The sequence below is a fragment of the Rhodobacter sp. P1_C2 genome (assembly GCF_056406375.1).
The window spans coordinates 316,120-332,615 of sequence record NZ_JBFUAG010000007.1; the positions used below are offsets into that span (position 1 = coordinate 316,120).

The 16,496-nt window shown below is 67.4% G+C and carries 16 protein-coding genes; 9 read left to right on the plus strand and 7 right to left on the minus strand.

Annotated features, from left to right (window positions below):
- Nucleotides 1-38: 38 nt before the first annotated feature.
- Both AC1DZT_RS13995 and uraH read right to left on the minus strand, forming a co-directional pair.
- Nucleotides 39-1,676: an alpha-glucosidase gene (locus AC1DZT_RS13995; protein WP_478007241.1), complete on the minus strand. Its 1,638-nt coding sequence runs from the start codon at nucleotides 1,674-1,676 to the stop codon at nucleotides 39-41.
- Nucleotides 1,677-1,816: 140 nt separating this feature from the next.
- Nucleotides 1,817-2,173 (minus strand): hydroxyisourate hydrolase, encoded by a 357-nt coding sequence (gene uraH, locus AC1DZT_RS14000; RefSeq protein WP_478007242.1) that lies wholly within the window; start codon nucleotides 2,171-2,173, stop codon nucleotides 1,817-1,819.
- Nucleotides 2,174-2,346: 173 nt separating this feature from the next.
- On the opposite strand from uraH, the gene AC1DZT_RS14005 reads away from it, so the two are divergent.
- The 4 genes from AC1DZT_RS14005 (at nucleotide 2,347) to AC1DZT_RS14020 (ending at nucleotide 6,244) form a co-directional block, all read left to right on the plus strand.
- Nucleotides 2,347-3,039 (plus strand): alpha/beta hydrolase family protein, encoded by a 693-nt coding sequence (locus tag AC1DZT_RS14005; protein WP_478007243.1) that lies wholly within the window; start codon nucleotides 2,347-2,349, stop codon nucleotides 3,037-3,039.
- 142 nt (nucleotides 3,040-3,181) lie between these two features.
- On the plus strand, nucleotides 3,182-4,597 hold the full coding sequence (puuE, locus tag AC1DZT_RS14010) for an allantoinase PuuE (RefSeq protein WP_478007244.1): 1,416 nt from the start codon (nucleotides 3,182-3,184) through the stop codon (nucleotides 4,595-4,597).
- Between the two features lie 25 nt (nucleotides 4,598-4,622).
- On the plus strand, nucleotides 4,623-5,453 hold the full coding sequence (locus AC1DZT_RS14015) for a bifunctional allantoicase/(S)-ureidoglycine aminohydrolase (protein ID WP_478007245.1): 831 nt from the start codon (nucleotides 4,623-4,625) through the stop codon (nucleotides 5,451-5,453).
- 302 nt (nucleotides 5,454-5,755) lie between these two features.
- Nucleotides 5,756-6,244 (plus strand): ureidoglycolate lyase, encoded by a 489-nt coding sequence (locus tag AC1DZT_RS14020; protein ID WP_478007246.1) that lies wholly within the window; start codon nucleotides 5,756-5,758, stop codon nucleotides 6,242-6,244.
- Here AC1DZT_RS14020 and AC1DZT_RS14025 read toward each other — a convergent pair.
- The 3 genes from AC1DZT_RS14025 to AC1DZT_RS14035 form a co-directional block, all read right to left on the minus strand.
- Complete coding sequence (locus AC1DZT_RS14025) at nucleotides 6,228-7,373, minus strand: alpha/beta hydrolase family protein (protein WP_478007247.1); 1,146 nt, start codon at nucleotides 7,371-7,373, stop codon at nucleotides 6,228-6,230. The genes AC1DZT_RS14020 and AC1DZT_RS14025 overlap by 17 nt on opposite strands.
- Nucleotides 7,374-7,507: 134 nt before the next feature.
- A complete protein-coding gene (locus AC1DZT_RS14030; RefSeq protein WP_477999107.1) occupies nucleotides 7,508-7,714 on the minus strand; it encodes a cold-shock protein in 207 nt (68 codons plus the stop codon).
- Between the two features lie 217 nt (nucleotides 7,715-7,931).
- The gene (locus AC1DZT_RS14035; RefSeq protein ID WP_478007248.1) at nucleotides 7,932-8,897 is read right to left on the minus strand and encodes a helix-turn-helix domain-containing GNAT family N-acetyltransferase; all 966 of its coding nucleotides are present in this window, start codon (nucleotides 8,895-8,897) and stop codon (nucleotides 7,932-7,934) included.
- Nucleotides 8,898-9,068: 171 nt separating this feature from the next.
- Here AC1DZT_RS14035 and AC1DZT_RS14040 point away from each other — a divergent pair, with 171 nt between their 5' ends.
- Genes AC1DZT_RS14040 through AC1DZT_RS14050 form a run of 3 tightly spaced genes read left to right on the plus strand, consistent with a single transcriptional unit; the run spans nucleotide 9,069 to nucleotide 12,288 of the window.
- Complete coding sequence (locus tag AC1DZT_RS14040; RefSeq protein WP_478007249.1) at nucleotides 9,069-9,917, plus strand: endonuclease/exonuclease/phosphatase family protein; 849 nt, start codon at nucleotides 9,069-9,071, stop codon at nucleotides 9,915-9,917.
- 44 nt (nucleotides 9,918-9,961) lie between these two features.
- Nucleotides 9,962-10,978 (plus strand): phosphotransferase, encoded by a 1,017-nt coding sequence (locus AC1DZT_RS14045; RefSeq protein ID WP_478007250.1) that lies wholly within the window; start codon nucleotides 9,962-9,964, stop codon nucleotides 10,976-10,978.
- 2 nt (nucleotides 10,979-10,980) lie between these two features.
- Nucleotides 10,981-12,288 (plus strand): aspartate aminotransferase family protein, encoded by a 1,308-nt coding sequence (locus AC1DZT_RS14050; RefSeq protein ID WP_478007251.1) that lies wholly within the window; start codon nucleotides 10,981-10,983, stop codon nucleotides 12,286-12,288.
- A 63-nt stretch (nucleotides 12,289-12,351) separates the two neighbouring features.
- On the opposite strand, the gene rpe is transcribed toward AC1DZT_RS14050, so the two are convergent.
- Nucleotides 12,352-13,050: a ribulose-phosphate 3-epimerase gene (gene rpe, locus AC1DZT_RS14055; RefSeq protein ID WP_478007252.1), complete on the minus strand. Its 699-nt coding sequence runs from the start codon at nucleotides 13,048-13,050 to the stop codon at nucleotides 12,352-12,354.
- 137 nt (nucleotides 13,051-13,187) lie between these two features.
- On the opposite strand from rpe, the gene AC1DZT_RS14060 reads away from it, so the two are divergent.
- A complete protein-coding gene (locus AC1DZT_RS14060; protein WP_478007253.1) occupies nucleotides 13,188-13,874 on the plus strand; it encodes a DUF533 domain-containing protein in 687 nt (228 codons plus the stop codon).
- A 74-nt stretch (nucleotides 13,875-13,948) separates the two neighbouring features.
- Nucleotides 13,949-14,947 (plus strand): type I glyceraldehyde-3-phosphate dehydrogenase, encoded by a 999-nt coding sequence (locus AC1DZT_RS14065; protein ID WP_478007254.1) that lies wholly within the window; start codon nucleotides 13,949-13,951, stop codon nucleotides 14,945-14,947.
- Between the two features lie 79 nt (nucleotides 14,948-15,026).
- Here the strand turns inward: AC1DZT_RS14065 and gndA are convergent, their stop codons facing one another.
- Complete coding sequence (gene gndA, locus AC1DZT_RS14070; protein WP_478007255.1) at nucleotides 15,027-16,439, minus strand: NADP-dependent phosphogluconate dehydrogenase; 1,413 nt, start codon at nucleotides 16,437-16,439, stop codon at nucleotides 15,027-15,029.
- Nucleotides 16,440-16,496: the final 57 nt, after the last annotated feature.

Sequence of the window (16,496 nt, forward strand, 5' to 3'; positions counted from 1 at the left end):
GGGGCAGACAGCCCCCCGCCGCAGGGGAGGGAGACCGGTCAGGCCTTGGCCGGCGCGCTGGTCTCGACCGCCAGATGGACCGGGCCGGTCACCGGCAGGAAGGCCGCGGCGTTCGGGGCCAGGGTCAGGGCGCGGCCGTCGAGGGACGTGCCCAGCGAGACGGGTTCCGGTGCCCCGGTGCCGTCCAGTTCCAGATACTGGAACTCCGGCGACAGGTTGAAAATGCAGAGCAGCGCCTCGCCCTCGATCTCGCGGGTGAAGGCCAGGATCGGCTCGGGCAGGTGCAGGAAGACCGTCCGCCCCTCCACCAGCGGTTTGGAGACTTTGCGGTAGTGCAGCATGCTGCGGTAATGCTCCAGCACCGAGCCCGCCACGCCGCTCTGGCTGGCCACGTTGCGCGCCAGCTGCGGCGCCTTGACCGGCAGCCAGGGCTTGCCCGTGGTGAAGCCGCCATTGGGCGAGGCATCCCAGACCATCGGCGTTCGGGTATTGTCGCGGCCGATCGGCTCGGGCCAGAAGTTGATGCCCTGCGGATCGGTCAGCTCCTCCAGATCGAGCTGGGTATCGGTCTGGCCAATCTCCTCGCCCTCCCAAAGGCAGATCGAGCCCTGGAAGGACAGGAGCAGCGACCCCGCCTGTTTGGCCAGCGCATCCTGGCTGATCCCGTGTCTCGCCCAGCGCGAGGCCTGGCGGACCACGTCATGGTTGGAAAAGGCCCACATCGGCCAGCCATTCGGCGCCCCGGTGAAGAAATCCGAAATCCGGGTCCGGAAGAAGGCGGCGGAGTAATCGTAGCCCATCATCTCGAAGGAATAGCACTGATGCAGCCGGCCGGGCGCGGTATACTGGCCCATCATCGCGATGGCATGGTGGCTTTCGCCCATCTCGCCCACGGTGGCCGTGCCGGGATAGCTGTCCATCACGCGGCGGATCCGCTCCATCCAGAGCAGGTTCTCCGGCTGGTTCTTGGAAAAGAGATGGTATTGCATGCCATAGGGATTGCCCTCGGCCTCTTCCTTGACGCGGTAATCGGCGGCATCGTGGCGCAACAGCGCGTCCTTGTAGAAGTAGTTCACCGTGTCGAAGCGGAACCCGTCCAGCCCGCGGTCGAGCCAGAAGCGCAGCACGCTTTCCATGTAGTCGACGACTTCGGGGTTGCGGTAGTTGAAGTCGGGCTGCTGGGGCAGGAAGCTGTGCATGTAATATTGCTTGCGCCGCGCGTCCCAGGTCCAGGCCGGGCCACCGAAGACCGACAGCCAGTTGTTGGGCGGCGTGCCATCGGGCTTTGGGTCGACCCAGATGAACCAATCCGCTTTGGGATTGCTGCGGTCCTTGCGGCTTTCGGCGAAGAACGGGTGCTTGTCCGAACAATGGTTCAGCACCTGATCGACGATGACCTTCAGCCCCAGATCATGGGCCTTTGCCAGAAGGGCGTCGAAATCCGCCAGCGTGCCGAAGACCGGGTCGACATCGGTATAGTTGGCCACGTCATAGCCCATGTCGAGCATCGGCGAGGTGAAGATCGGCGAGAGCCAGACCGCATCGCAGCCCAGGTCGGCAATATGGCTCAGCCGCCGCGTGATGCCCTTGAGGTCGCCCACCCCATCGCCATTGTCATCCTGAAACGACCGAGGATAGACCTGATAGGTCACCGCACCACGCCACCATTCCCGCATTCCCGACCTCTGCCTTTCGCGATTCTGGCTTCACCATAGGGGCAGGTCATGCCGGGTTGAAAGCGCTTTTGGCGCCCAGACCGGCCGCTTGCGCAGATGCCGCGGCCTTCCGCCTGCCAAAGCTGCGCAAGGCGGCAGGTTCAACTGCCGCGATAGGTGGAATAGCCGAAAGCCGACAGCAACAGCGGCACATGGTAATGCGCCGAGGCGTCATCGATGCCAAAGCGGATCGGGATCTCGTCAAGGAATAGGACATCGCCCGCAGCCTGCCCGCTGGCGCGCAGATAATCGCCGGCGAGGAAGACCAGCTCATAGCTTCCGGCGCGATAGGCGGCCCCCGTCAGAAGCGGCGCATCGGTGCGGCCATCGGCATTGGTCACCGCCTCGGCGATCAGCTGCCTTTCGGCGCCCAGCCGGTAGAGCCCGATCCTGATCCCTGCCGCAGGCCTGCCGCGCGCCGTGTCCAGCACATGTGTCGAAAGCCAACCATCCGCCATTCTCGCCTCCTTTTTCCCGATCCTGCCCCGAACCTGCGGAACGTGCCGGCAGAAAGCAACGCCCCGCGCCGAATGTCGAGAGTTTGATCCAATCGCGGTCTTTGCGGTTGCAGAATGCCCCGGCCGCCGCCACCTTGAAACCTGACCCCGCCAGACGAGGACCGCCCAAGCCGATGCTCGCCTTCGAAACAATCGCGTCCCCCGCCCCCTGGGAGGTCTTGCACCTGCCCGGCCCCGCCTCCGACCTGGTGATCTCCTTCGCCTCCATCGGCCATGACGCGAGCCGCGCCCCCTCGCCCGAGTTCGTCCGCGCCGCTAGCGCCGAGGGGCGCCCCGCGCTGTTCGTGCAGGATGCGACCCGCAGCTGGGCCAGCGCGCCGGGCTTTGCCGAGGCGCTGACCGCGGCGCTGGCAACGCTGCGCGCCCGCCAGAAGATCACCCGCATCCTCGCCATCGGCACCTCGATGGGCGCCTTCATGGCCCTGCGCGCGGCCGAGGTCCTGCCGCTGGATGCCGTCCTCGCCATCTCGCCGCAATACCACCCCGCCGCGGCCTGGGAGGGGCGCTGGCGCGACTGGACCCCTGCCCTGCCCGAAGGCCTGACCGCCCCCCTGCCCGCCGGCCCCCGCATCACCCTGATGCATGGGCTGCTGGACGATGCCCGCCAATCCGCCCTCTTCCCGCAGCGCCCCAACGTCGACCATCTGCTCTTTCCCGATCAGGACCATTCCACCCTCGGCCGCCATCTGAAGGCGAGGGGCCTCTACCTCGGCCTCATCGCCGCAGGCCTCTCCGGCGACCGCCGCCGCCTCTTGCGCCTGCTGCAAGAGGCCGGCGGCCAAAGGCGGGCCGCCGCGCTGGCCTGAGGCCGGCCTTCTGCCTGTTCCTGCCGCAGATCCGCGCCCGGCGCAGCCCCGCTCCTGCCAACAGCACTTTCCGGCTTTATTTGATACCGGGCAGCGCCTATCCACCTTAGGGTAGGCCCCATCCGAAGACGCAAGGTTGAACATGCAGCGCTATCCCCGCGATTTCCGAGGCCACGGGCCGAACCCGCCCAAGGCCGCCTGGCCGCATGGTGCGAAAGTCGCCATCTCGCTGGTCCTGAACTACGAAGAGGGCGGCGAGAACAACATCCTGCACGGCGATGCCCAGTCCGAGGCCTTCCTCTCCGACATCGCAGGCGCCGCGCCCTGGCCGGGGATGCGGCACTGGAACATGGAATCGATCTACGATTACGGCGCACGCGCCGGCTTCTGGCGGCTGCACCGGCTGTTCACCGGCATGGGGATTCCGGTCACGATCTACGGCGTCTCGACCGCGCTGGCGCGCAACCCCGAACAGGTGGCCGCGATGAAGGCGGCGGGGTGGGAGATCGCTTCGCACGGGCTGAAATGGGTCGATCACCGCGACATGCCGTTGGAAGAGGAACGCCGCCAGATCGCCGAATCGATCCGCCTGCACACCGAGGTGGTGGGTGAGGCCCCGCGCGGCTGGTACACCGGGCGCTGTTCGGTCAACACGGTGGACCTGACGGCGGAAACCGGGCAATTCGACTGGATCTCCGACACCTATGACGACGACCTGCCCTATTGGCGCGAGGTCGGCCCGCGTGATCAGCTGATCATCCCCTACACGCTCGAAGCCAACGACATGCGCTTTGCCACCGCCCCGGGCTATATCGAGGGCGAGCAGTTCTTCACCTATCTGCGCGACACTTTCGACACGCTCTATGCCGAGGGCGAGGCGGGGTCGCCCAAGATGTTCTCGGTCGGCCTCCACTGCCGGTTGATCGGGCGTCCGGGCAAGATCGCCGGGCTGAAGCGCTTTCTCGACTATGTCAAAATGCATCAGGACGTCTGGTTCGCCCGCCGAATCGAGATTGCCGAACATTGGGCAAAAACCCATCCGCACAAGCGCTTCGAACGACCCTCTCAGATGGCGCTTGAACGCTTCGTTTCGCGCTATGGCAGCATTTTCGAACATTCGCCCTGGATTGCGGAGCGGGCCTGGAACCTCGAACTCGGCCCCGCCCATGACTCGGCCACCGGCCTGCACAATGCGCTGGCCCGGATGTTCCGCTCCGCCACGGCGGAGGAAAAGCTGGGCGTGCTGAAGGCCCACCCGGACCTTGCCGGCAAGCTTGCCGCCGCCAAACGCCTGACGCCCGAAAGCACCAGCGAACAGGCCAGCGCCGCGCTGGATGCCCTGACCGATGCCGAGCGCGCCAGGTTCGAAAGCCTGAACGCGCAATATATGGCCAAGCACGGCTTCCCCTTCATCATCGCGGTGCGCGACAACACCAAGGCCTCGATCCTCGCCGCCTTCCAAAGCCGCCTCGCCAACGACAGCGCGACCGAGTTCAGGACCGCCTGCGCCCAGGTCGAACGCATCGCAGAGCTGCGCCTGCAAGACCTTCTCCCCTGAAAGACCTGCCCCGAAAGACCCCGCCATGACCAGCTACGCCTCCCCGCTCGACGGGCTGCCGCCCCAGACCCGGCTTCACACCGGCCGCGCCATCTTCACCACGGCCTATGCGGTGATCCCGCGCGGTGTGATGACAGAGATCGTGACCTCCGTCCTGCCCGGCTGGCAGGGCACCCGCGCCTGGATCATCGCCCGCCCGATGAGCGGGTTTTCCGAGACCTTCTCGCAATATATCCTCGAGGTGGCGCCCGGCGGCGGCTCCGCCACGCCCGAGCCTGACCCGGGCGTCGAAGGCGTCCTCTTCGTCACCGAAGGCAACCTGACCCTGACCCTGCCCGGCGGCGCGCATGACCTCGCCCCCGGCGGCTATGCCTTCCTGCCGCCCGGCATCGCCTGGGCCCTGCACAACAGCGGCGACAAACCCGCCCGCCTGCACTGGATCAGGAAGCTCTACGAACCCGCCCCCGGCTGGCCAATCCCCGAGGCCTTCGTGACAAACGAAAAGCTGATCCAGCCTTCGGCAATGCCCGATACCGAGGGCCGTTGGGCCACCACGCGCTTTGTCTCCAACGACAATCTCAGCCATGACATGCAGGTCAATATCGTGACCTTCCAACCCGGCGGCGTGATCCCCTTCGAGGAAACCCATGTGATGGAGCACGGGCTCTATGTCCTGGAAGGCAAGGCCGTCTACAAGCTGAACTCCGACTGGGTCGAGGTCGAGGCCGGCGATTTCATGTGGCTGCGCGCCTTCTGCCCGCAAGCCTGCTACGCCGCAGGCCCCGGCCCCTTCCGCTACCTGCTCTACAAGGACATGAACCGCCACGCGAAACTCCGCGGTGTCCTCGGCCGCTGACCCCCGCAAGATGGGCAAATTGCCCATCCTACCCCCCACCCWCGCGCCCTGGCCCAAGCGCCGCCCGCCCAAAACCCAAGCCCCCTTCCCCCTTCATCGGTCCCCAAATATCCCACGGGGGCCCGGGGGTGTGAAACCCCCGGCGCTCTCAACCCACGCGCCGCCGATCGCCGAGCACCCCAAAATCCCCCTAACAGATCCTTAACAGAATCCCGCAAACCCCCTATTTTCAACCCCTTACCCAGGATTGCACGCGTGCAAACCCCCTTGCCAGCGCCAGCACAATCCGCCACCCTCCCCCCATGGACCTGATCCCCGAACCCCTCACCGCCGCAGCCTTCGCCCCCTTCGGCGACGTGTTGGAGGCGACCGGCGACTTCCGCCTGATCAACGCCGGCCTCTGCCAGCGCCACCACGACCGCGCCCGGATCGACACCGGCCTCGAAACGGGGGACGGCGCCCGAACCGGCATCTCGATCTTCAAGGCCGTACCGCGTGAGCTCCCCTACAGCTTCGACTTGATCGAGCGGCACCCCGAAGGCAGCCAGGCCTTCCTGCCGATGTCCGAACACCCTTTCCTGGTGATCGTCTCCCCCGGCCCAGACGACATCCCCCGCGCCTTCCTGACCAATGGCGCGCAGGGCATCAACCTGCACCGCGGCACCTGGCACGGCGTCCTGACCCCGCTCGCAGCACCTGGCCTCTTCGCCGTGGTCGACCGGATCGGCCCGACGCCCAACCTGGAAGAATACCGCTACCCGAGGGCCTTCAGGGTCATCGCTGGCCGGTAGGATGGGCAATGCTGCCCATCTTCCGCTCCAGCCGCAGGCCACGGGCGGAACCGGGGGTGAAGCCGGCAAACTCCGGCGTGAGGAACTGAGCCTTCCCGACCTCGCCCTTCAGATGCAGGTCCAGGAAGGCCGTGATGACATGGGCAGCGATATTGTTCATTCGGACCGTATCCCAGACCGCATCGGCATAATGGGCGAAGGGGACGAAATCGAGCCAGGGGACGGCGGCGTAACTCTCCTCCGGCGCGGGATAGGGGGCGGCTGCGTTGTGGCCCGCGGCCTCGAAGGTCAGAAGGTGGCGCTCCACCGCCACCGCCTCCTCGAAGATCCGCCGCATCCCGGTCTCATAGCCCGAAACTTCATCGAGGCTCCCCGCCAGAATCAGCGCGGGCACCGACAGGCCCGCCATCCCCGCTGCATCCCAAAGCCCGTGCTGCCGCCCCCAGGGGCCGATCGGCACGATCGCCTTCAGGCGCGGATCGGCCTTCGCCGTCAGATGCCGGGTCAGCCAGGGGCCACCGCCACGCTCGTTCCCCAGCGCCGCCTCTGACAGCGCCGCCCCGCCCGAGATCAGCGCGCCGTATCCTCCCATCGAATAGCCGATGATCGCCACCCGCTCGCCCCCCAGCGCCTCGATCACAAAGCCGGTGTCGAGAGGCCGGTTGACCAGGGTCGAACCAAAGGCCGCCCCACCCAGATAGGCCGGGTCGCCATAGGTGCTTTCGGGATGGTCGAGGCTCGCGACCCGGTAGCCGCGGGAGGCGAGGCTTTCGCCCAGATGGCTCATCAGCATCCGGTTGCCCGGATAACCATGGCTGAGGATGACGAGGGGAAAGTCGCCCTCCGCCGCGCCGGCATCACGCGCCGCGCGGCCCTGCAGGGTGACCGGCGTCCGCCCGTCGCGGCTGAGGGTCTGATACCTGCCGCCCGGCACGGTGCCCATGACGGCGGGATACCACAGCTCGACCACCAGCCGGCGGTCCTGCAAAGCCGCGCGCCCCGCCATGGCGGCCATCACATCGGGTCGGCCGGGGTTGACCAGCTCCAGCGTCCGCACCCCCACCGGATGCGGACCGGGACGCGCCAGTTCGGGGGCGTCGGGGCGGATCTGGTCGATGCGGTTGGGCATGGGAGTCTCCTCTGTCACGAGGAGATTAGGCGGCCCGGCGCCAAGGTCCAGCCCGCAAGAATGCAAAAGGGGCGGCGCGAGGCCACCCCTTTCAGAACCATCTGCCGCCAGGCCAGAGCCCGGTGGCGGAAAGCTTATGCCAGCGCCAGGTTGATCGCCGACTCGCGGCCGTCACGGCCAGCTTCGATGTCGAAGGTCACGGCTTGGCCATCGGCCAGTTGGCGGATGCCGGCACGTTCCATGGCGGTGATGTGGACGAACACGTCCTTCTTGCCGCCTTCCGGAGCGATAAAGCCGAAACCTTTAGTTGCGTTGAACCATTTCACGGTGCCCTTGGCCATCGTGTGTACTCCTGTTTGTCTGCCATCCGCAGGAATGCGATGGCCTGGCGCAGTCACGTCAAGATCGAAAGCTGCAGCCGTAGCCAGACAGGGTCGATAATTAGCGGTTCGCCAAAGGTATATGCGCCGTTTCGGCCCGAAAAGCAAGCCCCGCAGCACGACCCCCGCCCGGTCCGCAGAAACCCGCCATCCGCGGCCAGGCCTGCCACGCCGGAGATCAGGCGCCGCTTGCCACGGCCCTGCGCACAAAGACCTGCTCGGTGACTTCCTTGCCCCATTGGCTGCCCGGCGCCTCTTCCTCCAGAACAAAGCCCGCCTTCTCGTACAGGTGCCGCCCCGCATCCAGCCCCTTGAAGGTCCAAAGCCGCGTCGCGTCGAATCCACCCGCATCGACATGCGCCATCGCCAGATCAAGCAGCTTTTGCCCGATTCCCCGCCCCCGTGCCGCATCGTCCAGGATGAACCAGCGCAGATGCGCGAGGCCGGGGCCAAGGTCCTGCCCGTCGATCGAGACCGCACCGATGATCCGCCCCTCCAGAGTGGCATGGAAGGTCTGGTTCGCCGGATGCTCGATCCGCCCGAGGAAATCTGCCATCCCGGCGGCCACTTTCGCCTCGAAAACCCGGCCAAAGTCGTATTGCCGCGCATAATAGGCCGCGTGCATCTCGGTCACGCGGCCCAGAAGGCCGGGGAGATAACCTTTGCCCAGGATCACGGTGCTGGACAGAGGAGCGCGTGATTCGGGCGCGGGTGCCAGCGCCTCGGCATAGGTCTGAAGGCCACGGGCCACCGCGCCGCGCGCCTCACCTGCCAGGGGGGCGAGGGCCTGAAGCACCTGGGCGCGGGCGTAAGCCTCGATCCTTTGAAACTCGGCCTGGCCCTCTGGCGTCAGGCTGAGGGTCTGGATGCGCGGGTCCTCCGCGTCACCTTCGGCCCGGACCAGACCGCCGGCCTTCAACCCGGCAAGAAGCCGGCTGACGGTCGATTTCTCCAGCCCGAGCCTTGCGGCAAGCGCCGTCGCATTGCGGACCTGCCCGCGGCCAAGCTCGCCTATCGCATGGACAGCCGAGGCCGACAGCGTGCTGCCCGCCAGCCCTTTGCCCAGGAAACCCAGGCTGCGGACGATGGCGCGGGAATGGCGGCGGATCTCGTCGACCTCGGCCTCGGTCAGATCTGTGCTCATGGCGGACCTCCAGATTATGGTTGTATAATACAACCATGGACGAGGGAAAGTCGAGATCCCGGCGCCGGAAAGAACACCGGCCCCAGAAGATGGCTTGCGCCCCCCGCGCCGCCGTTCATTCTGCAGCCCGGCGGGGCATCCCCCGGCGCGATTTCAAAAGGGCAACCGACGATGCGGCTTCTGTCTTACAACATCCAGTATGGCTTTGGCCGCGACGGGGTCTATGACCTGGCCCGGATCGCCCGGGTGGTGCAATCCGCCGATGTCGCCGCCCTGCAGGAGGTGGATCGCCACTGGCAGCGCACCGGCTACGATGACCAGCCCGCGCTGCTGGCCGCCCTTCTGCCCGACCACTACCTGGCCTTCGGCGCGGGTTTCGACATGGATGCCGCGACGCCCGCCGACAAAAGCCGCCGACGTCAGTTCGGGCCGATGATCGCCGCGCGCTGGCCTATCCTGTGGACGCGCACCCATCTTCTGCCGCTGCGCCGGATGCTCACCCCGATCAACACCCAGACCTGCGCGCTGGAGGCGGTCATCGCCGCCCCCAAAGGCCCGCTTCGGGTGTTCTCGCTCCACCTCGCGCATGTCGGCGTCGAGGAGCGTCTGGCGCAGATCGCCCATCTGCGCGCCCTGCCCTATCAGGGCGGCCCGTGGAGCGGCACCGACGACGAGCCTGCCCGCAACTGGACCGAAAGCCAGGCCGAACCGCCGAGCCCGGCCTCGGCGCTCTGGATGGGCGATTTCAACATGGAGCCGGGCTCGGCCGAATACCTCGCCCTGACCGGCCAGACCCCCTATCACCCCGGCGCGCGCTATGCCGAGGGGCTGGTCGATGCGGTGGCGCTGGCGGGACCGCCGCTGCACACCCATGAAAAGGTGATCGCAGGCCAGCGCCGTCTGCGTCAGCTGGACCATTGCTTCGTCACCCCCGACCTCGCCCCCCGCGTCCGCCGGGCCTGGGCGGATCCTGCGGCGGAAGGCTCCGATCATCTGCCGCTTTGGGTCGAGCTTGGTTGACATGGGCGCCGTCCTCACCCTTGATGGCGGCAAAAGAGGCCCTCATGTCCACACCTTCGACTGATACCCACGATCTCCCGGAACTGGGCGAGAATCTGACCACCGCGCCCCCCGTGCTTTCGGCAGAGGAGATGCTGGATCTGGTCCAGATCCACTGGGGCATGACCGGCAACCTGTCGGCCCTGACCTCGGAGCGCGACCTGAACTTCCGGATGACCTCGCCCAAGGGGCATTTCGTGGTCAAACTCTCCAACCCGGCCGAGCCGCGCGCCGTGACGCGGTTCCAGACCCGCGCCCTGCTGCATCTGGAAAGCGCGCCCCTCGCCCTGCCCCGGGTGATCGCGACGCCCACCGGCGAGACCGAGATCGAGACCCCGCATGGCATCCTGCGCCTGTTCAGCTGGCTGGAGGGTCAGCCGCTCTACCAGGCGCCGAAGTCCGACGCGCAGCGCGCCGCGATCGGGCAGGCGGCCGCGCAGCTGACGCTGGGGCTGCAGGATTTCACCGATCCCGCCGCACGGCAGGACCTGCAATGGGACATCCGCCACGCCGCCCGCCTGCGCCCCCTGTTGCCCAGCGTGCCCGATGATCTGCGCCCACTCTGCACCGAGGCGCTGGACCGGTTCGAGGCCGAGGCCCTGCCCCATCTGGCCGAGTGTCGCTGGCAGGTCGTGCATAACGACCTGAACCCGCACAACATTCTGGTTCTGGCTTCCGACCCGACGCGGGTGTCCGGCATCCTCGATTTCGGCGACATGGTGGAAACCCCGCTGGTCTGCGATGCCGCCGTGGCCGCCAGCTACCAGATCGACCCCGAGGCGCCCTTTGCCAGCCTCGCCGCCTTTGCCCGCGCCTATCACGAGACGCTGCCACTGACGCCCCTGGAACAGCAGATCTTCCCGGCGCTGGTCGCGGCGCGCACCCTGACCTCGATCGCGATCGCCTCGGCCCGGGCGCTGCGCTTTCCGCAGAACGCCGAGTACATCCTGCGCAACATGGAGAACGCCACCTCCGGCCTGCGGGCGCTGCGCGGCATCAACTTCTCCAGCCTGTGGAGCTGAGCATGAAACGCGACGAGACGATGGTGAACGCCTATGTCCCCGGTCAGGGCCATCTGAGCGCTGCGGATCAGGCCCTGGTCGCGCGCCGCCAGCGTCTGCTCGGGCCCGCCTACCGGCTCTTCTACGAAACCCCGGTGCACCTCGTGCGCGGCGAGGGGGTCTGGCTTTACGATGCCGAGGGCAAGGCCTATCTCGACTGCTACAACAACGTGGCCTCGCTCGGCCATTGCCACCCGCATGTGGTGGCGGCCACTGCGCGGCAGGCCGCGACCTATGCCAGCCACACCCGCTACCTCAACGAGGTGGTGCTCGACTGCGCCGAAAAGCTTCTGTCGCATTTCCCGCCCGAACTCTCGCAGGTCATGTTCACCTGCACCGGCTCCGAAGCGAACGATCTGGCGCTGCGCGTGGCCTTTGCGCGGACCGGCGGCACCGGGGTCATTGTGACCGAGAATGCCTATCACGGGGTGACGCTGGCCACGGTGGGCCTGTCGCCCTCGATCGGGCCGGGGGTTCCGATCGGCCAGCATGTCCGCACCGTCCCCGCACCGGATGCGCGTCTGGCGGGTGACCCGGGCCAGACCTTTGCGGCCCATGTGCAGGCCGCCATCGACGACCTGCTGCGCCACGGCATCACGCCCGCCGCGCTGATCGTCGACACGGTGTTTTCGTCGGACGGGCTCTTCACCGAACCGGCGGGCTTCCTCGCCCCGGCGGTGGATGCGATCCACAAGGCCGGCGGTATTTTCATCGCGGACGAGGTCCAGCCCGGTTTCGGCCGCACCGGCAGCCAGTGGTGGGGCTTCCAGCGCCATGGCGTGCTGCCCGACATGGTCTCCCTCGGCAAGCCGATGGGCAATGGCTACCCGGTCGCGGGCCTCGTCCTGCGCCCCGAGGTTCTGGCCGAGTTCGGCGCAAAGGCGCGCTATTTCAACACCTTCGGCGGCAATGCCGTGGCCAGCGCCACCGCGCTTGCCGTGCTGGAGGTGATCGAGGGCGAGGATCTTCTCGCCAATGCCGCCAAGGTCGGCGCCCATATGGCCGCGGGCCTGCGCGCCCTCGCCTCCCGCCACGCCGCCCTGGGCGACTTGCGCGCTGCGGGCCTCTTCCTCGGCCAGGATATCCTGGAAGACGGCCAGCCCAGCGCCAGCGCCGCGGCCCGCGTGGTCAACCGCCTGCGCGATGCCGGCGTCCTGATCTCGGCCACCGGCCCCAAGGGCCATGTCCTGAAAATCCGCCCGCCGCTGGTGCTCAAATCCGCCGAGGCCGACATCTTCCTCGACAAGCTGGATCAGGCCCTCAGCGCCTGACCCCGCTTCCCCCTTCATTCAGACCCAAATATCCCGGGGGTGAGGGGGCAGAGCCCCCTCGCTTCAGCCCTCAGCCGCACTCCGCAGGGCCCGGATATTCTCCCCATAAGGCGCAGGATTCGCCACCGAACCGCCCTTGAAGATGGCCGAGCCTGCCACCAGCGCATCCGCCCCGGCCTCGACCAGTGCGCGGGCGTTCTCGGTCGTCACCCCGCCGTCGATCTCGATATGGATCGGGCGATCCCCGATCATCGCCCGCAGGGCGCGGATCTTGTCCATCTGGCTTGCGATCAGCTTCTGCCCGCCGAAACCCGGGTTCACCGTCATCACGCAGATCATGTCCAGCCCGTCCAGGAGGTAGGGCACCGCCTCGATCCCGCTGCCGGGGTTGATCGCCAGCCCCGCCTTGACGCCATGGCCACGGATCGCCTGCAGGGTGCGGTGGATATGCGGCCCGCTTTCCAGATGCACGCTGATGATGTCGGCGCCCGCCTTGGCAAAGGCCTCGACATAGGCATCGACGGGCGAGATCATCAGGTGGACATCCATCACCCCCTTGATATGCGGGCGCAGCGCCGCGCACATCGCCGGGCCGAAGGTGATGTTGGGCACGAAATGCCCGTCCATCACATCGACATGGACCCAATCCGCGCCCTGCGCCTCGATCGCCCGGCATTCGGCGCCGAAATTGGCGAAATCGGCGGCAAGGATGGAAGGGGCGATCTTGACCTTGGAAAAGCCCTCGGGGCGGGAAATGCTCATGCTGTCCTCCTCTGACGCGCCCGATGTGCCCTCGAGGGGCAGGGGGGTCAAGAGCCGAAAGCCGCCCGCCCCGAACGACCGCTGTTGAAACCGGATTTTCGCGCGCAATATAGAAATCAACAAGGCAGGAGATTTCCATGGCTGTGATTGAATCCGTTTTCACTTTTCTGAGCAAAACGCTGGGCGAGGTGGCGTCGGGCCTGAACCTCGGCCCCGCGGCCGAGGATCTGACCGAGAAGGCCAAGGCGACATGGCGCGCCCAGACCCCGATGACCCAGGGCGCCATCGCCGGCGGGGCCATTGCGCTCCTTCTGTCGGGCAATGCCCGCCGCCTGATCTCCGCCGGGGTCGAGGTCGGCGGCGCCGCCCTGATCGGCGGGCTGACGATGAAGGCCTATGCGGAATGGCAGGCCGACAAGGCCGCCGCCACCGCGGCCGAGGTCTATGCCGCCACCCATCCGGCGCCCTACCCCGACGACCTCGCCCATCGCCTGCTGCAGGCCATGGTCGCCGCCGCCAAGGCCGATGAGGTGATCACCGCCGAGGAACGCGTCGTCCTCGAACGCCAGGTCGCCCGCCTCGGCTTTGGCGAGGAGGCCGATCTGCTGATCCTGGCCGAGATGGAGGCCCCTGCCGATGCGGCCCGCATCGCAGCCCTCGCCCGCACCCCGCATGAGGCCGCCGCCATCTACACCGCCTCGCTGCTGGTGGTCGACCGCAAGGGTGCCGCCGAAAAGGCCTATCTCGCCGCCTTGGCCAAGGCCCTCGGCCTCGACCGCGCCCAAGTCCGCCACCTCGAGGCCAATGTGCCCTATGTCGCCTGAACGGCCTCGGCCCGAGGTTGCGGCGCCCCAGATAATATGATCAAAATCCCCGCATCACAGGCGGGGGGGCGGATATGCGAGTCTTCATCAACGGCTTCGGGCGGATCGGAAGGTCGGTTCTGCGGGCCTGGGCCCAAAGCCGGGCCCAAAACCGCGCCCTCTGGCCCGGGCTGGAGGTGGTGGGCATCAACGACATCGCGACGCCGGAGATGTGCGCTTATCTCTTCGAATATGATTCCGTCTTTGGCCCCTGGCATGGCACGGTGGGCCTGGCCGAGGGCGCGCTGGTCGTCGACGGCGGTACCATCCCCCTCCACCGCAGCCCGGATCTGTCGAGCCTCGATCTCTCCGGTGTCGATGTCGTCCTCGAATGCACCGGGCGCGCCGATACGGCAGAGGTCGCCAGCCGCGGCCTGAACGCCGGGGCGCGGCGGGTGCTGGTCTCCGGCCCGTCGCGGGCGGCAGAGCTGACCGTGGTGCTCGGCGCCAATGACGCGGAACTGGCCGATCAGCGGATCGTCTCAAACGCCTCCTGCACGACCAATGCCCTGGCGCCGCTGGTCAAGCTGCTGCATCAGAACTGGGGCGTGGTGACCGGATCGATGACGACGATCCATTGCTACACCGGCTCCCAGCCCACCACCGACGCGCCAGCCGCCGACTATGCCCGCTCGCGCGCGGCCGCCCTGTCGATGGTGCCCACCACCACCTCGGCTCAGCGCCTCCTCGACCTCGTCCTGCCCGAGATCGCCGGCCGCATCGAAGGCTCCGCTGTCCGGGTGCCCACCGCCTCGGTCTCCGCCGTCGACCTCGCGGTGATGCTGTCGCGCACCCCCACCGCGGCCGAGGTCAACGCGGCCCTGCACCAGGCGAGGGGCGTCATCGGCGCCACCGACGGCCCGCTGGTTTCCTCCGACCTGCGCGCCCGCCCCGAAAGCATCGTGATGGCCACCCCCGAAACCCGCGTCACCCAAGGCGGCCTGCTGCGCGTCTTCGGCTGGTACGACAACGAATGGGGCTTCTCCAACCGCATGCTGGACGTAGCCCTCAAAATGGCCCTCAAAATGGGCTGAGGGGGCGCCGGCCCCCGCGCCCCCCTTCATTGGTCCATAAATATCCCGGGGGTGCGGGGGCTGGCCCCCGCTTCCGCCCTCAGGCCATGTGCCCGCCCCAAGGCCCATGGAGGCCCGTGCCCGGGATATCCACCCGCTCGAACCCGTGCGCGCCGAAGAAATCGCGCTGCGCCTGGATCATGTTGGCCGTGCTGCGCCCGGTGCGCATCATGTCGAACCAGGCCAGCCCCGCCGACAGCGCCGGCAAGGGCAGGCCATGCGCCGCCCCCACCGAGACCGCCTGCCGCAGCCCCGGGGCCGCGGCGCGCAGATGGTCGGCGAAGAAGGGCGCCAGCATCAGCCCGCGGGTCGGGTCTTCCTCCAGTGCCGTCGCCATGTCGTTGAGCATGGAGGAGCGGATGATGCAGCCCGCCCGCCAGACCCGGGCGATCTCGGGCAGGGGCAGATCCCAGCCGAACTCCTTGCCCGCCGCCACGATCAGCGCGAATCCTTGGGCATAGCACAGGATCTTGCCCGCGATCATCGCCTGTTCCAGCGCGGCGAGGCTCAGCGCGTCCTTTTCGAGGGCCTCGGGCGCAGCACCGAACAGCGCCTCGCCCTTGCGCCGCTCGTCCAGCCGGGCCGAGACGTTGCGCGCCATCACGGCGGCCTCGATCACCGGGATCGGGGCGGCGAGGTTCTGCGCCTCGATCACCGTCCAGCGCCCGGTGCCCTTCTGCCCCGCCTTGTCGAGGATCACATCCAGCATCGGATGCGCCCCGTCGGTGGCCTTGGAGACCGCGGCCGAGATCTCGATCAGGTAGCTTTGCAGCGGCCCCTCGTTCCAGGCATCGAAGACCGCGCCGATCTCGGCCGCCTTCATCGCCAGACCGTCGCGCATCACCCCGTAAATCTCGGCGATCATCTGCATGTCGGCATATTCGATGCCGTTGTGGACGGCTTTCACGAAATGCCCCGCCCCGCCCGGCCCCATCCAGGTGGCGCAGGGAATGTCCTGATATTTGGCCGAGATCGCCTCGAGGATCGGCGCCACGCGGTCCCAATCCGCCTTCTCGCCGCCGCCCATGATCGAGGGGCCATGCCGTGCCCCCTCTTCCCCGCCCGAAACCCCCATGCCAAGGAACCGCGGCCCCTTGACCTTGGCCTCGGCGGCGCGACGGTCGGTGTCGTGGAAATTGGCATTGCCGGCGTCGATGATCAGATCCTCGGGGTCGAGAAGCGGGCGCAAGGCCTCGATCTGCTGATCCACCGCCGGACCCGCCGGCACCATCAGGATGATCGACCGCGGGCTTTCGATCGCGGCCACAAGGTCTGCCAGCGTGTCTGTCGGGATCACCCTGTCGGCCAGATCCCCGGCCTTGGCCTTGAACTCATGCGTGACGGCGGTGGTGCGGTTCCACACCGCAATCGGAAACCCCTTTTCCGCGATGTTCAATGCGAGACTGGCACCCATGGTGCCAAGGCCGATCAGGCCGATCCGAGCTTTGCTCATGGCAGCTGCACTCCTTTGCGATTTAGCGCTAACGCATACAGACTCGTCAGCGCCGCA

What these genes read in the sequence shown, in the direction of transcription:
- AC1DZT_RS13995 (WP_478007241.1), bottom strand. Translation starts at nt 1,676, where the DNA reads ATGCGGGAATGGTGGCGTGGTGCGGTGACCTATCAGGTCTATCCTCGG.
- uraH (WP_478007242.1), bottom strand. Translation starts at nt 2,173, where the DNA reads ATGGCGGATGGTTGGCTTTCGACACATGTGCTGGACACGGCGCGCGGC.
- AC1DZT_RS14005 (WP_478007243.1), top strand. Translation starts at nt 2,347, where the DNA reads ATGCTCGCCTTCGAAACAATCGCGTCCCCCGCCCCCTGGGAGGTCTTG.
- puuE (WP_478007244.1), top strand. Translation starts at nt 3,182, where the DNA reads ATGCAGCGCTATCCCCGCGATTTCCGAGGCCACGGGCCGAACCCGCCC.
- AC1DZT_RS14015 (WP_478007245.1), top strand. Translation starts at nt 4,623, where the DNA reads ATGACCAGCTACGCCTCCCCGCTCGACGGGCTGCCGCCCCAGACCCGG.
- AC1DZT_RS14020 (WP_478007246.1), top strand. Translation starts at nt 5,756, where the DNA reads ATGGACCTGATCCCCGAACCCCTCACCGCCGCAGCCTTCGCCCCCTTC.
- AC1DZT_RS14025 (WP_478007247.1), bottom strand. Translation starts at nt 7,373, where the DNA reads ATGCCCAACCGCATCGACCAGATCCGCCCCGACGCCCCCGAACTGGCG.
- AC1DZT_RS14030 (WP_477999107.1), bottom strand. Translation starts at nt 7,714, where the DNA reads ATGGCCAAGGGCACCGTGAAATGGTTCAACGCAACTAAAGGTTTCGGC.
- AC1DZT_RS14035 (WP_478007248.1), bottom strand. Translation starts at nt 8,897, where the DNA reads ATGAGCACAGATCTGACCGAGGCCGAGGTCGACGAGATCCGCCGCCAT.
- AC1DZT_RS14040 (WP_478007249.1), top strand. Translation starts at nt 9,069, where the DNA reads ATGCGGCTTCTGTCTTACAACATCCAGTATGGCTTTGGCCGCGACGGG.
- AC1DZT_RS14045 (WP_478007250.1), top strand. Translation starts at nt 9,962, where the DNA reads ATGTCCACACCTTCGACTGATACCCACGATCTCCCGGAACTGGGCGAG.
- AC1DZT_RS14050 (WP_478007251.1), top strand. Translation starts at nt 10,981, where the DNA reads ATGAAACGCGACGAGACGATGGTGAACGCCTATGTCCCCGGTCAGGGC.
- rpe (WP_478007252.1), bottom strand. Translation starts at nt 13,050, where the DNA reads ATGAGCATTTCCCGCCCCGAGGGCTTTTCCAAGGTCAAGATCGCCCCT.
- AC1DZT_RS14060 (WP_478007253.1), top strand. Translation starts at nt 13,188, where the DNA reads ATGGCTGTGATTGAATCCGTTTTCACTTTTCTGAGCAAAACGCTGGGC.
- AC1DZT_RS14065 (WP_478007254.1), top strand. Translation starts at nt 13,949, where the DNA reads ATGCGAGTCTTCATCAACGGCTTCGGGCGGATCGGAAGGTCGGTTCTG.
- gndA (WP_478007255.1), bottom strand. Translation starts at nt 16,439, where the DNA reads ATGAGCAAAGCTCGGATCGGCCTGATCGGCCTTGGCACCATGGGTGCC.